We start from the raw sequence: 14934 nt of genomic DNA on the forward strand, positions 1-14934 counted from the left end.
CAATCGTCAGCAAGACGATTGAAAGGATATGATGTTGTTCTACATACATATTTCCTTTCTGCGCCGTCACGGCGCTCACGCGCAGCAATTACGCTTGCGCCACAGGAGGTAGCCAACGTCCTCACCCACCACCGGATAGGTGTGCGAGGTGAGCTGGACAGCGGTCGATCCTCCGGGAGGCTGGCAGGCATAGCGGCCCGTGGTGGCCGCAACCGGGTTCACCATTTGCAGCCGGTATTGCTGCTTCCTCATGATCGGCATGATGTATTTACCGCAGAGGCCCTGATCCCCCATCGTGCCCCAGGCGAGCGCGGTGCGGTGCATCTTGAAGACCATGCGCTCGGCCGCGAGCCGCATCGACTGGTCCATCGTATCGTTGTTCCCGATGTTGCCGGTCATCGGGTACATCGAGCCGTTGCAGCCCGCGCACCAGAAGAGCTGATCAAGCGGCAAGGCGGCAGTGGCCGCGACGCAATCGGCAGCACAAGCAACCTGTGCCAGCGGAAAATCGAAGACCACCGTTTCGGGATAGACGAGCGCGGCCAGCGTATCATCGTTCCAGGTCGGGTCGATCTCGGTCATGTAGGCGAGATCGAAGGAGGCGGACTCAAAGCAGATGAAATCTCCCAGCAACTCCAGCAGATAGAACAGCGGGTAGACGTAATAATGCGCCTGATACTGGGCGCTCATCTGCGTGTTTCCGCCCTTTTGCGCGGCGGACGAGACATGGCCATTGCCCACATACATCCCCGGATTGATCGTCAGCCCGCCGAGGTTGGGGAAGCAGAAGGGTTTGGTGGTCACATCGATCAGCCGTACCGGCTCCCAAAAACCGAAGGACAGGCCCGGTCGGATACCGCACAGGCACACCGGCAGGCTGGGGTTTCCGGGATCGGGCTTGTCGCTCGGCCAGAGGTCGAAGCCGCCGATTGACAGCGGGAAGAAGCAATCCCAGCAGATGTCGGTGATGGGATTGGGGAAATGGCCATGACAGGTGGGCGAGCCCTGCGCCTGTGCCACTTGGGCCGAACCCAACGCCAGGCTGGCGGCGACCATGGCCCAGAACTTGCCCATGCGACGACGGGGGGAGCGGCGCGCGCTTTTGCCCGAACGGAGCCCACACCCGAAGCGTTGCCAGAAGACGGGCCAGATGCGCTTCATCGGCGTTCTCCTACTGGCAGCGCCACTTCGCGGATGTCGAGATGGTCGCCCTGCTGGACGAGCAGCGCGGGCGTATGGGCTATGCCGAACTTGCCCGTCAGGCTGCCCATCTGATCGAAATAGAAGCGGCGCTGGGTCGCTTTCATGAGATCGGTCGGCGAACCTTTGACCAGCACGATCCAGAGCTTGTCCGGCGCGCCCTGGTGCATGGCCCACTCGCGTTCCACCGCGCTATCCCCATCGATGAAGGCGAAGCTGTGGGCGAGATTGAGATGGGTGAGCGGGTTGAAACGCTGGCCCTGCGTTGCGATCAAATGCCCGCGCGCATCACGAATGTCCTGCGAGAGCGTAACGCTGGGATCGAAACTCCAGCGCCGGTCGCTGCTGGCAGGCGTAATGCCCGCCACGGCATGGGGTCGTCGCACGCTGGCCTGGGCCGATTCGACGAAGCGCTGGTTCATCGCATCGAGCTTGCCGTTCTGCCTTGCCGCTTCGAGCCGGGCCTTGATGGCGGCCAGAAGGTCCGGCTCGGCAATCGACCAGGTCGGGCCGAAGGTGCCGAAATCGCGGGCGCTCGCCATCATCGGCGCCGAGCCAATGCCCAGCACCGCAAGCAGGATCGAGGCGGGACCGGCGCGCCTCACAGGATCGGCGTCCCGATGCCGATCAACCGGTCGCGGCAGACAAAGCCGATCGCGGCATAGCGGCTGTCGAACCCATCCTGATGCGGGCTTCCGGCATAGATGCACCCTGGTGGGATCGTGCCGATGGGGCCGGGTACGAGATCCTCGCCCTGATGAGTCTTGGGCTTCAAATGGGCGACGGTCTTGCCATTCACCTGCACGGCATCGTCCATGCGGGTGACGACATCGCCTGGCACGCCATAGGTGATCTTGGCGAAGGGCTTGGGGTTGGCCCCGAAATGCCGCACCACGAGGCTGTCATGACCGGGAGCGAAAACGACATAATCGCCGCGCGCTGGGAAGCGCCCCGTCTCGACCAGCAGCGCCCAGTTGGGGAGCGACTCACTGGCGTTGATGAGGAAGGCGTGGTGGTCGTGCCAATCCTTGAGCGCAGACCAGCCCAGCGCCGCGCCGCCGATCAGTGCCATGCCGCCCAGCCTCAGTCGCCATGATGTTTGGCGCTGAGCCGGCACAGGCGCGATCTCACTTGCCGGTGCCATGGTCTGCTCCCTTGGCATCGAAGAACTGCTGCATCTGGACCGATGGGCTCGGCGCTGATGGTGCAGCAGCCCCGCCTTGCGGCTTGGCAAGACTGGCATAGACCTCGTCGCGGACCTGAGGCGTGATGTCGGGGACATCGCCTGCGACCACGGCGTTGCTGAGCAGTAGGACCTCGCCCTGAGCCGCGTGGCGGGCAACCGCGAGGTTGAGTGATTTCAGATAAGCGCCGGTCTCCGCCGTAATCTGGTCAGGCGTAGCCCCGCTGCGGGCCTGCCCTTGCACATACTCACGGACGAGATCGGCCAGCGCCACCTTGCGGATGGTGGTCACGCGCTGCTCAAGTCCCTGCAGCTTGTGGGTGGCCCAGCTTCCCCAGAGCAGGCAGGCCCCGGTGAGGCCCATGACCAGGATCTGGCGGCGATTGCTGGCAAGGAAGGCAAACAGCGCGCGGCGCTTGCCAGTCACAGCAGTGGGTGAACCAGCGGCGTCCAGCCCCAAAGGCAATTCGCCCTGCGGCTGCGGGGTGTCGTCATGCATTGGAGGTATCCTTATCTTCAAAGGCCCGGGCAAAGCCGCTGCGGCGGAAGAAGGCGACCAGCAGCAGGATCGCGAAGAAGCCGATGATAACCTCTTGGTCGAACTGGTCGCGGCGGATGGCATTGGCGGCGACATAGCGGTCGGCAAGGTTGGCGAGTTGCGCCATGGTGATGGGCAATGAGAAGTCGCCGATCGCAAAGAGGATCAGCGCCATGACGCCGGCAGCCGCCAGCACATTGACGGCGAACCAACCCGTGAGGCGTAAGCCGCACGCGGCGACTGCCCCCCAATTGATGGGTGATACGCGCCGCGTCATGGCCGCGCTCCTTTAGCGCTGCGGTCGAGCCCATAGGCGACGCACTCAATCGCCTCGGCCATGGTGGCGCCGCGCGCGACCTCCGCCTCGATGCGGGCATAAACCGCAGGGCTCGACGAATAGAGCGTGCCAGAAAAGGGATCGAGCACGAGGCGGCAGACCGTCTGCGTGTCCGGGCCGCGGATCAGCAGGTCGGAATATTCGGTGCCATTGCGCTTCAAGGAACGCAGCAGCGCGTCCGTGAAATTGTCCATCTCGAAACGGTCGGACTTGCGGAAGTCGGCGATGGTCTCCGGTTTCTGCTGGAGCACCAGCATCCAGTCGGAGTTTTCCAGCGCGGCCTTCGAGCCGCCCGACTTGTAGAAGTCGTTGATCGACTGGGTCGCGGTGATGAGCGAGGCGCCATATTTGCGGCAGGTGCGCGAATAGGTCTCGACAAAATCCGCCATCGCGCCGCCTTTCAGCATCGCCCAGGCTTCATCGATGATGAGCGCCTTGGGGATCTGGCGGTCGAGTTTCCTCATCGTCTGCGAGGCGACGAACATGATCGAGGTCAGGACCACGCTGCGCAGTTCTTCTCGGCTTGAGAGGTCCGACAGTTCAAAGACCGTCAGATCGGCCGAGAGGTCGAGATTGGTATCGCCGAGGAAGAACGGGCCATAAGTTCCGGCCTCCGAGAATGGCAGCAGCGCGGTGGCGAGGTCATCGGCCTGCGGGTGACCTGCGGTATGCAAGGCTGCGATGATCCCATCGACCGTGCCCTCACGCGCCTTCTCGTTCCACACGGCATTGACCGCCGCATCGATCAGCCCGCGCTCGGTGTCGTTGAGGCGGTTCTCGAAGCGTGCCATCTGGCTGATGATGGCTTTGAGCATCGCCAGGCAGTCGACGAGATAGTCCTCGTCGCCAGCGGCAAGCTCGAGGTCGATCATGCGGAACGGGTTGATCGAAATCCCTGCGGACAGCTTGAACTCGGTGAATGTGCCGCCCAGCGCCTTGGCCATATGCTCGAAGGAGCGCCCATCATCGATGACGATGGTCTTGGCACTGACCCCGGCAAGGCTGGCGGTCAGATCCTGAAGCAGCACCGATTTGCCCGAGCCGGACTTGCCCGCGATGGCGACATTATGGTTGCCGGCATTGTTCTGGAAGGGCGACCAGAACTGGGGCTGGCCGCGCCGCCCGATGAACAGCAGGTGCGGGATCGCCCCGCCATTGTATTCGCCCTGGACGGGCGCGAGCGCTGCCACATTGGCCGAGAGCACGGTGCGGAAACGGCGCATCCGCATGAGATCGCGCGAGAGGCCATCAGCCAGAGTCAGCGGAAAGGATGCCAGCAGTCCGCCGGTCTGGAGATAGGTCTCGTCGATCAGATCCCAGCCAGCGGCCTTGTAGATCGCCTTGAGGGTGCGCTCATTCACATCGCCGCGCCCGAGCGGCGAGACCATTGTCACGCTGTAGTAGATCTGGACCAGCTTCTGCCCGAGGCGCACCTGCGCCTGCACATGCTCCCACTCAGCCGATTGGGTCTTGAGGCTGGGCACGAGGCGCGCGGCCTTGCCATCGGCCAGCGCCGTGGTGCGGGTGAATTTCCAGCCCGCCTTGGCCTCGGAGGTCTCGGCCGAGGGGATGATCCCGGCGATCGACTGGAGCACAGGGCATGGCAGGCAGAGCTTGGGATTGAAGATGTCGCCGATGACCTTTTGCGTGTCCCATGGCGCCCAGCGTTCGGGGAAGTAGCGCACCGACATGGTCCGCACATCGAACTCATGCGGGCTCATGTCGGCCATCTCGGGCGCGCCATCGATAACCAGCCCTGAGGGGCGCAGCGATGGAGCTTCGAGGATCAGCCGGTCTTTCTCGACGCGGGTGACGAGATCGCGGCGGATGCACTGCTCGTTGATCGGGTCGAAGGGGCTGTAATCGGGCGCGTCATCGCCGGCGCCCGTCGCAGGGCAGACAACATCGTCGATGAAACGGATGAGTTCGGTCGGGCTGAAAATCCGCGTCTTGACATTGATCGAGTCGAGCGCCGAGATGATCCCGTCGCGGATGCCAAGCAGTGTCTCGGTATCAACGCCCGAGCCCGCGCCAACCCCCACGGCAAAAAGCACGCGGAACTGGCGCAGATGGAAGGGGCCGTCGGTGGCGAGCGATGCCCAGGCGCCGCTGCGCAGCAGATCGAGCCGGTAGCGCGCCAGCTTGTTGAACACCGCACCAGCGCGGACGCGGGGCAAGGCCCACTCTTGCAACTTCTCCGCGATCCGGGGGCTGGCGTAATTGATGATCTGGAATTCGCAGCCAGCCACCAGCACATCGGAGATGATCGAGGTCAGAATGTCGCCGATGCGCTCATCGGCCCCCACGAGTGGGGCCAGTTCGAGGATGAAGCCTTTCGAGCGGGTGAGATGGAAGATCTGCGTCTCAGCCGCATAGGCGCGGTAGCCGAGGAAGCTGGCGAGCATCGGCACATCGCGTGTTTCTGCGCGATGTTCGGGCGCTTCGCTGTCGCCGGTGACAAGTTCGATGAGCCGGGCGAGCATGGCGCGTCAGTTCCCCTGCGGCGGGAAGGTCGCCGCGCTGGTCTTCGCTTGGGTTGGCTGGGAGGCCGAAGGCTTTGGCGTACCTGGCTGTTCTTGGGGCTGGTTCAGGATCGCCTTCACCTTGTCCTTGATCGCCGCGACCGGATCGCCGGGAGTGATCGGAGCGGCGGCGTCTACCTTGGGCTTTGCCGGCATCGCTGGCTTGGGCGACGGATCCATCAGCGCCATGTCGGGAGCCATTTCCGCGAGGGAGAGTAGGCTCATGTCGGTGCCCGCGCGCATGGCTTTCGCGTCGAGCGACGCGCTGGACAGCTCGGAAGCAAGCGGCGCGTCGACGGGGACAAAACCTGTGGTGCGGGGATGGAGGCGGCCCGAACCATCGCGCCAGGGCAGATAGACAATTTTGAGCACCGGCCGGGCTGGGCCGACAAAGGTCCATGCCTTCTTCTCCTTGGGATTGGTGGATGCTTGGGACGCGCTGGCAGCGTGCTCGCCATCGGGCGTGGGCGGCTCGTCGTTGGTTTCCGCCTCGGCGTCGATCGCGTGGATGGCGCTGTCATCAATGGTGGTCGATGGCGCGCAGGTGCCGCGTGGCGCGCTGCACACGAAGCCGCCTTTGACGTTGGAGTGAAACAGCGAGCAACCGGCCAGCGGCATCAGGCCGAGCGCGGCGATGATCGGGGACATGCGCATGGGTCAGGCGCCCCCCTTGAGCCAGCTTTCGAGGAATTCACGCGGTCGGAAACCCAGCAACACCGCTCCATCCTCACGGACCAGCACCGGCGTGCCGGTGAAGCCATGGGCACGGGCGAAGGTCTCGTTGGCATCGAGGCCGCTGGTGTCGCAGGCGCGTTTCGCGACCTCCTGATCGCCATAGGCCCGTTCCACCGCAGCAGCCTTGTCCTCAGCGCAGATTACGCTTTCCGAAATCGCCCGCGTGCCAAGGATCGAGATCGGCCGTTCGGTGACGCGAACACCCATGGCCTTGAGGGTCTGGTGCAGCGCGCGGCAATAGCCGCAGTGGAAGTCGCTGAAGACTGTGACTTTAGGCGCACTGGCATTGCCACTACCCCATTCGATGGCCCCATTGGCCGGAAGGCTGGCAAGGCTCACCCTTTGAGTGGGAGCCGGCGCCACCGCAGATTGGGGATGCGAGGGCGCAAGGCCTGCGCTCTCTGTCTCTTGCGCCTTTGCCGATGCGGCCGCGCCGACCAGCATATCGGGATTGATGGCCAGCAGGCGCGCGGCCGTCAGATCTTGATGCGTCTCCATGTCATAGATCCGCCCGACGATGAGGTAGCGGGCCGAAGGGTCGATGTAGAAGAGGTTGGCGCCAGCCTGCACCTCGCAGATGCCCGGCACATGGGCGCAATCGACTTTGGTGACGGCGGTGCGCGGAAGACGCTGGGTCAAAGCCCGCATCGCTGCCGTATCCCTCGCCAGAGCAGGACGAGCGCGTGTTGCCGTCGCGGCGCGTGCCTCGGCGATGGTCGGCAAAGTGCTCAGCACAAGCCCGAGCATGGGCAGCAGGCGCAGAAAGGATCGGGAGTGAGACACGCAAGGGGGTTCCTTCAATTGCGGATGAAGACGCCGTCGAGGAACACGACCTCGACATCGAGGCCGGTCGGCATTTCGACGACAGGCTGGTACTGCTCGGCGCGCTCGATCAGATATTTGGAGACCATGTCGCCGGACTGGGCGACGCCCTGACCAAGCCCGCCCTGGGCGATGTCCGAGGGTGAAAGCGTCGAGCGCTGGCCGTTCACGCTGACCGTGGGCGAGGTCAGATAGGCTGAGGAATTGGTCGAGAAACCGCGCCCGAATCCGCCCAGCACGCCGGCGATGAACGCCTGACCCACCAGATTGCCCGAGCGATTGACCACGCGGCCGCGCACGCCGGTCTTGCCGCCAAAGGCGATGAAGCCCTTGACCTCGCTCACCGCGACTTTGCCGCCCGGCTGCGGACAAGTCATGCGCTGGAGCTTCACATAGACCTTCTCGGACGAGAGATCGGCGAGCGCCGCGCCATTGACCATGCAGCCCACGATGTTGGTCTTGAGCAGCTTGCCTTGAGCATAGACCGAGCGCGCTGGCCCGGTGATGCGCAGCACGACGGGCAGCGGATCGGTCTGGCTCTTGGTGTTGGTCGTGGCATCGACGCCCACCACCACCTTGGCCGTCGCGATCGAATTGGGTGGCAGGTAATTCTCGCTGTCGGTGAACTGGGTCGTTTTGCCCGGCACCATGCGTGTACCCGTCCCGCCTGTATCGCCGCCGAAGGACAGTAGCTTCACTTCGCTCGAACGTGGCGCGCTGGCCGGATCGATGGCAGCGCGAGCCTGATCACCTGCGGGCTGCGCCAGTGGCGACCCGCTGGGGATGGAGGAGGACCGCTGATAGGTCGGCGGTGCGCCCGCTCCATACAGCGCGCTTGGCCCGGCGGTCGCCCGCTGCATCTGGGTCGAGAGCGCGGAAATCTGCGAGCGAAGCTGGTCGTTCTCGGTTTGGTAGGCCGAGAGCACCTTGGAGCCATCGGTTTTGAGCGCCTGGTTCTGGCCCTGCAGATCCTCGATCTGTTTCTGGAGCTGGTCGAGGCGGACGGAATCACCCTGCAGCGTCTTGATCTGGTTGCCCTGCGTGTTGAGCTGGTTCTCCGAGAGGGCCATCCATTCCTTGTCGGCCATCGAACGGTTGACCATGTCGTCGGTCGAGATCTTGATCGCCTTGGGATCGTCCTTCTTCTCGGCGCTGCCCGTCTGGGGTGTGGGTGAGGCAAGAATCCACCACATGCCCGCCATCACCAGCACTCCACCCAGACCCCACATGGCAATCTGCTGACGGCGGCGGGTGGCGGCATTGCGGGCGAGATCATCGGCGCCGGTGGACGACGCGGCGGAGCCGCCTTGCGTGGTGGGCGCGCTCATGGCTGACCCCCCGCATCGGCGTTTCGCTGGACAATGAAGGCCGTGGTTGCTTCACCGGGGGCCAGACGCGGGTTGGTGATGCTCACCGCGATGGCGTCGGCAGGCGCAACCTTGTCCTCGCTCAGAATAGCGGGCTTGGGGCCGCGATTGATGATCTTGAGCAGCTTGCCCGTGTAGGTGGCCCCCACATATTGCCCGACCATCTGAACGACGAGCGTATCGATGTTGACCGGCACCAGCGCGCGCCAGGTGATGTCGAAGCCTTCAACCGGCTTCTGAGCATACATGGCCGCGATCAGGCGGGCCGAGGCATCCTGGGCCGACAGGCCAGCGGGCCATGTCTCGCCCATGGGGCGCGGGTGCTCGACGTCGGCATTGGCGACAAACACCTGTCGGGCGTCCGAGCCGCCCACGGCGCAGATAAATTTGTAGACGAAGCCTTTGCGCGTCGTCCCGAAGAAGGAGATTGTGGGCTTGGAAAAGCCGTTGGCGACAGAGAGGTAAATGTCCCCACGCAGCGGCTCGTTGACCACCTGAAAATCGTCGGCCGGATTGGCCGCCTGCACCTTGGAGACCGAGGCGAACTGGTCATCCTTCAGCGAAATGCGGGTCAGATCCTTGGCCGAGGCTTCGCAATGGACGGTGCCATTGTCGGCCACCATCAGCGTCTGATCGGCATAAGCGGGCGCAGCACTCGCAAGGCCGACGCCGATCAGGGCTAGGCCAAGGGCGCGCTCAGCCCACCAAAGGCGCGGGGCAAGGCTTGCCCCTGCCGACAATTCCAGAATGGCCATGAAGGAAAACCCTTGTGGGATGGTGCCGGGGAATGGGCCACTCATGGCGTTTCCTCCGGCTTGGCGATCATCCCGAAGCCTTTGAGCTTCAGGGAGACGCCGTTGTAGGTCCAGGTGAAGCGGAAGGTGCGGTGCTCGGAGGTTACTTCCTTGGAGGCGACCACGGTGTGGAGCGTGCCGCCCACCGTGCTGGTCAGCTTGTCGGGATCGACATGCATCGCATCGGGCGTGAAAAATTGGGTGATTTGCGAGCCTTGCTGCTCAGCCACCACTTTCATCAGTGCCTTCTTGACCTCGCCGCGGGCTTGCTCGTCGGTCACCTCGAGGATGGAGTCCATCCAGTAGGTCAGGCTCTGGGGCGACCGATTAAGGGCGACCATCGCCACATCGCGGGTCACCATCTCCAGATAGTCGGGCGAGACCTTGGCGCTGGTCAGCGTGAGCGGGGTGCGCAGGGTCGGCACCAGCACGACCTCGCGATCCTTGTGGCCCGCTGAGACCATGCTGCCGACCGCAACGAGGCCGAGAACCAGCGAGAGCAACGCCAGGCCGTTGCGCTGGCGCAGGATGCCTTGCGATTTGTCGTGGGCGAGATCGATGTCCATTTCAGCCCGCCAGCACGCGAAGATGGGACGGCGGGAAGCTCTTCATGGCGAAAAACTCGCCAGGGAGGTGCCAGTATCCAAAATGCAGGATCCAGGCCATCGAGCGTCCGGCGCGGAGTTTGCGATAACCGAACCAGGCCACGGTGGAGAACACCAGCCCGATGACGATATGCGAAGCCAGAATGCCCCAGATGAAGGGGGTGACCATCACCAGGAACTCATCCAGCGTCCAGAACCCGATGAGTTCGGGATCATCCAGATGTTTGGGGATCGCATAGCGTTCCATCGCTGCCCGCCGTCACAAGAGGTTGTGGGGGATCGGGCCGGTCTGCGCGGGGGTGTGGGAGGGGCAAGTTCACCGCGCAGCCGGCCTTCTGGTCAGATGGTCGCGGTGACCATCGCGGTGACGATCGGCACGCCGGTACCGGCGGCGACGCCCGTGCCGACCGGCACAGCGACCTGCGCCAGCGAGAAGCGGCCCGAGGCCAGACCAACGATGCCGCCAGCCAGGCTCAACACGGTGATCACCTTGCCGCCCGAACCGGACAGGAAGTTGGTGAACTGCGTGAGCGCGGTGTTGAACGAAGTGTCGGTGCCGGCAAAGGCGGCGCCCGGGCCGAGTATGGCCGTCGCCGCCACAGCGACGCCGAGATAGGGCAGGAGCGCGCGCTTGGGCGCCGGCAGAGCAAGGGACGTCATGGGGTAAGTCCTTTCGAGAGGGCCAGGACGCAATGTGTTCCTGTGCCGAACCGAAGGCTCCGCCAGACGGGGACTCACCGACAAGTCGGCTCCCGCCAAATTGGCGCTAAATCAAGTAAATTTCTGCGTCCTGACCTATGCTCGAACTGATTCGGCCCACAGGGGGTTTCGCAAGCGCCCAGCATTGGGCGCAAACGAAGCTGGGCGCGTTTCGATCTTGCACATCGATGGGCGCAAAGCGCCCATCATCGCGCCGAAATCTTGCGGCAACAGGGGTTTGACATGGGGGCTGTCAATGAAAGTGGACCAGACAGGGGATAGTCATCACCCGCGATCCCAGACCGCGCATCGGTTGAAGATGAGCCCGGCGGCGTTCCGGGCGCTCAGCTTGGCGCTGCACAATCTCTCCTCGCGCGAGCTTGAGCTTTGCTCACCCAGGCGCCTGCTGACCACGGTGCTCTCCTCATCAAGGCGTGAAATATTCCATATATCTTTGAGTGAATTAGACTGCATTTGCCGCCACGATGCGCTGGTTGGTGAGGTCGCGATCAACATCCGGATCGATTCCAGGATCAATGATCGGCTGCGTGATTTTCGCGACGATGCGAGCCGTAGGCTCGGTCGATCGGTCAGCGTGATCGAGGCGATCAACGCTTGTGCCCATGTGCTGAACGAGGGTCTTTGAGCCAAAGCAACGACTTTGCCTGAAACTTGACAAAGGTCACCCTCCCGCGCCGGTATTGGTTAACGCCGCAGCGCGCCGAGGAGAGCTATGACCGAACCTATCACTCCAAACACTGACTATACTTTAGTATCCCAAGAAAGGGCCGCCTTGCTATCGGACGCGCCGGTTTCCGGGAGCCATTGCGCCTTGCTTCGGGACCGAATTAACCGCGATGGCCGGTCAATGGCAGAAATCGCATCGCTGGCGGGGATGAGCCGCCGCCAGCTTGGTCGTCTCCTTGACGGCCAGAAGCCTTTACGCCTCATCGATCTCAAGCGGCTATCGGCTATCGTCGGGATTGATGCCGCGAAGGCAGTCATGGCTATTGAGGTAATCGGTGATTGGAGTGCCTATGACGAGCCCGTGCTGGAGATCCTCATCCGGATGCTGGCACCTGTTTTTAAGAAGGTGGATGCCAGCGCCGATTTTCCGATGGAGCCTTTGTCAGAGGCGGCTGAAGAGAAGTTCACGACATGGCTCGCTGAGATACTGGTCACCAACCAGAAGCAGATCAGACAGCGCCGTGATGAGTTCGTGAAACTTCCCACCCTCTGAAACCCCCTCGGCCCGCACAGCAAGGGCAAACGGCTGCATTCCCTTCGGGTCGCCAGCAGTCGCAACGAAATGAGGGGTGCCAGAGCTATTCCCTGAGTGGCATGGGCGCGGAAAGCTGCCTTTGCATTGTCACCAGAATGTTCGATACATAGTGGATCGTCTCAGTGATGCGGGGCACCCGGCCTGTCGCCCGCACGCGGCCTGCGCCGGCATTATAGGCGGCCAGCGCCAGATCGAACCGCCCGAATTCATCAAGCAAGGCGCGTAGATGGCGGGCACCACCACGCATGTTCTCACGCGGGTCCAGGATGTTGCGCACACCAAGGATACGGGCGCTGGCGGGCATGAGTTGCGCGAGGCCAGTCGCGCCTTTGGGGCTGATTGCGACGGGGATGTAGCGGCTTTCCTGGATGATGAGGGCGTCGAACAAATGGACCGGCACCCCAGCCTCGCAAGCCGCCGCCGCCATAGCTGGATACCAGATGGCACGGCGTCGCTCGGCATCTCGGGGGAGGTGAGGGCTGGGGGCGTAAGGCCTTTCTTCGCAAGCGCCATGCTTAAGCATGGTATCAACAGGAGCTGGGGGGGAGGCGGGCCTATCCCTGTTGGATTTCTGAGTGAGCGCCCGGACGTGGCGTGCTCTGGTATCGGCCTGAGCCAAGGGTATCTTCAACCTGATCGCTTCGAAATCGCCCGCCAAGCCACCGAAATCTTCGGGTTTGGACCGTTCGTCTCCGGCGAATGATCCTGTCACTCGAATTACAAACGGTATCTGATCACCATTCGCGGGGCTGAATGCCTGTAAGTTGACCCGCTGAGCATAGGCTCCGGGAGTTATGGCCATCGACAAAGTGCCGGCCAGCAGAAATCTGAAAATCATTACCCAATCCCATTGAAGGGGGCGGGTTCGGTTATCGCATACGCATCATCCCAGTTCACCGAGCTTTTGCAAGCCTTGCCGAGATAGGTAGACGAGCGACAAGTCGTGCGTCCGCCACATTTTAACCCGGCTTATTCATGAGCCCGCTGCACTGGGGCGTGCCGGGTTTGATGTGTCGGTGGCCGCGTGATCCGGGCGCGCGGTTTCGGCGGCGTTTTTCGCCGCAGCAAAACCGATGGCTTTTCGAGGTTGATGGGCGATGGCTCGGGCTTTGTGCGGCACAGCCGCGCTGGCTATGTCGGCGCTGGCCGGAGACTGGTGGCGATGGCTTTGAACACGCTGGCGTCGGGGCATGCTGACGCGAAGGCGACACGGATGCGCGAGGCGGTCTCGATGACGCGGGCGGCGACCTTGAGCAGCCGCAGGCGCAGCGTTGCGAACTCGGCAGTGGCCAGAGAGGTGGCCTTGGGGATGGCCTGCTGGACGCGCCACATCAGCCAGTAGGCGGCGGTATGCAGGATGAGGCGCATCTGGTTGGCATTGGCCGAGCGGCACGAGGTGCGATCGCTGGCCAACTGGGTCTTGTGGCGCTTGATCAGGTTTTCGGCCTGGCCGCGCGCGCAATAGAGCGTGTCGTAAATGTGCTCGGGCGAGCCTTCTGTCAGCGAGGTGACGACATGGCGGATGTCCATGCCCAGCGTGCTGGCCTCAATCCGGGCGACGACGCGGCGTTGGCTCTTCCAGCTTTTGGCGCCGTAGCGGGTCTCGACATAGTTGCGCAGGACCGGATGTTGGGCCTGGGCCCGCTTGACCGCGCAGGCATCGGCGACGGCAACGATGGCCGGATCGGCCCGCAGCGCGGCGTTGGTCGGCAAGCCGAACACGTAATCGACCCCGGCCGCCTCGCAGAACGCCATGATCTCGGGACGGGCGTAGTGCCCATCGCCGCGGATGGTGATGTGGGTATCGGGCCAGTGCTGGCGGATATGACGCACCAGGCGCCGGATGTGGCCGGCACCTTCGGCGCCAGACGGCGTCTTGCCGGTGCGCAGCAGCATTGCGACCGGACGGCCGGTCGCGGTCTCGTAGACGTGGATCGGCAGGAAGCAGCGTTCGCCGTGATGGCCATTCCAGAACGAGAGCTGCTGATAGCCGTGCACGACATCGCAGGTGTCGTCGATGTCCAGCGTCACCGCCGCCGGTGGGGCCGGATAGCTGGCACAGTAGACGCCGATCATCACGGCCATCATCCGGGCCAGTTCGCGCGTGGTTGGTGCATTCTCCCAGCGGCTCATCGTCGGTTGGCTCGCAAGCCCCGCGCCCGATCCCGGCAACTTGCCCAGCGCCAGGCGGAACCCCGGATCGTCGCGCAGGGGGTCGAGATCATCGGCATCCTCATAGCCACATGTGATTGCGAACACGCGGGCGCGCAGGATGTCGTCAAGGCGATGGATCACCCGCGCCGGGTCACGCGGATCGGCCATGCACGCAGCAAGCTGCCGGCAGATCCCCATCGCGCGCTCGGCCTGCGCCAGCAGCAGAACGCCGCCGTCAGAGGTCAGCCGGCCACCGTCGAACGCGGTTGTGACCTTCTTGCCGCCAACCGCTGGAAACGAAAATCCCGGCGCGCTATCATCGCTCCCGGCGGGTGTGGTCCGTGGCATAAATTGCCTCGCTGAAGGACTGGTCTAGACACCCATTTTCCTACTGCAAAGCAATCGCTTACGCCACTCCCGCCAACCCTCTCACCCGCCGCGGTGAATAAGACAGGTTAACCGTCGTCTGCGCCAATTCGCTACCGAGTTGGGTTGACGCTGACGTGACCCCCAGTTTTCCACCAGCTGGGATTAGAGCCGGGCCGTTTTGTTGCGCATGAGCGGCAGAGCGAGCGCCGAGGGGTATGAGACTCTTGGGCCTTGAGGGGTGACAGGTCGAAGATTATGAAAACAATGAAGAATAGCATATTGTCTGCGAGTCAAAGTGATGCACAGTGTTGCAATTAGAATCACATC

Annotated in this window: 17 protein-coding genes; 2 read left to right on the forward strand and 15 right to left on the reverse strand. The window is 63.3% G+C overall.

Features of this window, described 5'->3' with window-relative positions:
* Positions 1 to 75: 75 nt before the first annotated feature.
* The 13 genes from traU to BGP00_RS15990 form a co-directional block, all read right to left on the reverse strand.
* The gene (gene traU, locus BGP00_RS15930) at positions 76 to 1074 is read right to left on the reverse strand and encodes a conjugal transfer pilus assembly protein TraU (RefSeq protein ID WP_292693938.1); all 999 of its coding nucleotides are present in this window, start codon (positions 1072 to 1074) and stop codon (positions 76 to 78) included.
* 83 nt (positions 1075 to 1157) lie between these two features.
* Positions 1158 to 1805 (reverse strand): type-F conjugative transfer system protein TraW, encoded by a 648-nt coding sequence (gene traW / locus BGP00_RS15935; protein WP_292693933.1) that lies wholly within the window; start codon positions 1803 to 1805, stop codon positions 1158 to 1160.
* Complete coding sequence (locus tag BGP00_RS15940; RefSeq protein WP_292693931.1) at positions 1802 to 2344, reverse strand: S26 family signal peptidase; 543 nt, start codon at positions 2342 to 2344, stop codon at positions 1802 to 1804. Before BGP00_RS15940 ends, traW begins: the two co-directional genes overlap by 4 nt.
* Positions 2328 to 2882: a TrbI F-type domain-containing protein gene (locus BGP00_RS15945; RefSeq protein ID WP_292693929.1), complete on the reverse strand. Its 555-nt coding sequence runs from the start codon at positions 2880 to 2882 to the stop codon at positions 2328 to 2330. The genes BGP00_RS15940 and BGP00_RS15945 overlap by 17 nt, the downstream gene beginning before the upstream one ends.
* Positions 2875 to 3198, reverse strand: a complete 324-nt coding sequence (locus BGP00_RS15950) for a hypothetical protein (protein ID WP_292693927.1) — start codon at positions 3196 to 3198, stop codon at positions 2875 to 2877. Before BGP00_RS15950 ends, BGP00_RS15945 begins: the two co-directional genes overlap by 8 nt.
* Entirely contained in the window at positions 3195 to 5741 is a 2547-nt protein-coding gene (gene traC / locus BGP00_RS15955; protein WP_292693925.1) for a type IV secretion system protein TraC, read from the reverse strand. The genes BGP00_RS15950 and traC overlap by 4 nt, the downstream gene beginning before the upstream one ends.
* 6 nt (positions 5742 to 5747) lie before the next feature.
* Positions 5748 to 6428, reverse strand: coding sequence for a hypothetical protein (locus tag BGP00_RS15960; protein ID WP_292693923.1), 681 nt, complete (start codon positions 6426 to 6428; stop codon positions 5748 to 5750).
* Between the two features lie 9 nt (positions 6429 to 6437).
* Positions 6438 to 7298 (reverse strand): DsbC family protein, encoded by an 861-nt coding sequence (locus tag BGP00_RS15965; protein ID WP_292693921.1) that lies wholly within the window; start codon positions 7296 to 7298, stop codon positions 6438 to 6440.
* 14 nt (positions 7299 to 7312) lie between these two features.
* A complete protein-coding gene (locus tag BGP00_RS15970) occupies positions 7313 to 8665 on the reverse strand; it encodes a TrbI/VirB10 family protein (RefSeq protein WP_292693920.1) in 1353 nt (450 codons plus the stop codon).
* On the reverse strand, positions 8662 to 9504 hold the full coding sequence (locus BGP00_RS15975) for a type-F conjugative transfer system secretin TraK (protein WP_292693918.1): 843 nt from the start codon (positions 9502 to 9504) through the stop codon (positions 8662 to 8664). Before BGP00_RS15975 ends, BGP00_RS15970 begins: the two co-directional genes overlap by 4 nt.
* Positions 9501 to 10064, reverse strand: coding sequence for a type IV conjugative transfer system protein TraE (locus BGP00_RS15980; RefSeq protein ID WP_292693917.1), 564 nt, complete (start codon positions 10062 to 10064; stop codon positions 9501 to 9503). The genes BGP00_RS15975 and BGP00_RS15980 overlap by 4 nt, the downstream gene beginning before the upstream one ends.
* A gap of 1 nt (position 10065) precedes the next feature.
* A complete protein-coding gene (gene traL / locus BGP00_RS15985; RefSeq protein WP_008065174.1) occupies positions 10066 to 10350 on the reverse strand; it encodes a type IV conjugative transfer system protein TraL in 285 nt (94 codons plus the stop codon).
* 92 nt (positions 10351 to 10442) lie between these two features.
* Positions 10443 to 10763, reverse strand: a complete 321-nt coding sequence (locus BGP00_RS15990) for a hypothetical protein (protein ID WP_292693914.1) — start codon at positions 10761 to 10763, stop codon at positions 10443 to 10445.
* Between the two features lie 295 nt (positions 10764 to 11058).
* Between BGP00_RS15990 and BGP00_RS15995 the strand changes: the two genes are divergently transcribed.
* Together BGP00_RS15995 and BGP00_RS16000 are read left to right on the forward strand one after the other, a co-directional pair.
* Positions 11059 to 11448 (forward strand): hypothetical protein, encoded by a 390-nt coding sequence (locus tag BGP00_RS15995; protein ID WP_292693912.1) that lies wholly within the window; start codon positions 11059 to 11061, stop codon positions 11446 to 11448.
* A 222-nt stretch (positions 11449 to 11670) separates the two neighbouring features.
* Positions 11671 to 12042 (forward strand): hypothetical protein, encoded by a 372-nt coding sequence (locus tag BGP00_RS16000; RefSeq protein WP_292693910.1) that lies wholly within the window; start codon positions 11671 to 11673, stop codon positions 12040 to 12042.
* Between the two features lie 85 nt (positions 12043 to 12127).
* Here BGP00_RS16000 and BGP00_RS16005 read toward each other — a convergent pair whose 3' ends face one another.
* Positions 12128 to 12511, reverse strand: a complete 384-nt coding sequence (locus BGP00_RS16005) for a lytic transglycosylase domain-containing protein (protein WP_292693908.1) — start codon at positions 12509 to 12511, stop codon at positions 12128 to 12130.
* Positions 12512 to 13215: 704 nt separating this feature from the next.
* Positions 13216 to 14586, reverse strand: coding sequence for an IS1380 family transposase (locus tag BGP00_RS16010; RefSeq protein ID WP_292693906.1), 1371 nt, complete (start codon positions 14584 to 14586; stop codon positions 13216 to 13218).
* Between the last annotated feature and the right edge of the window lie 348 nt (positions 14587 to 14934).

The sequence above is a fragment of the Novosphingobium sp. 63-713 genome, assembly GCF_001898925.1.
Lineage (GTDB): Bacteria > Pseudomonadota > Alphaproteobacteria > Sphingomonadales > Sphingomonadaceae > Novosphingobium.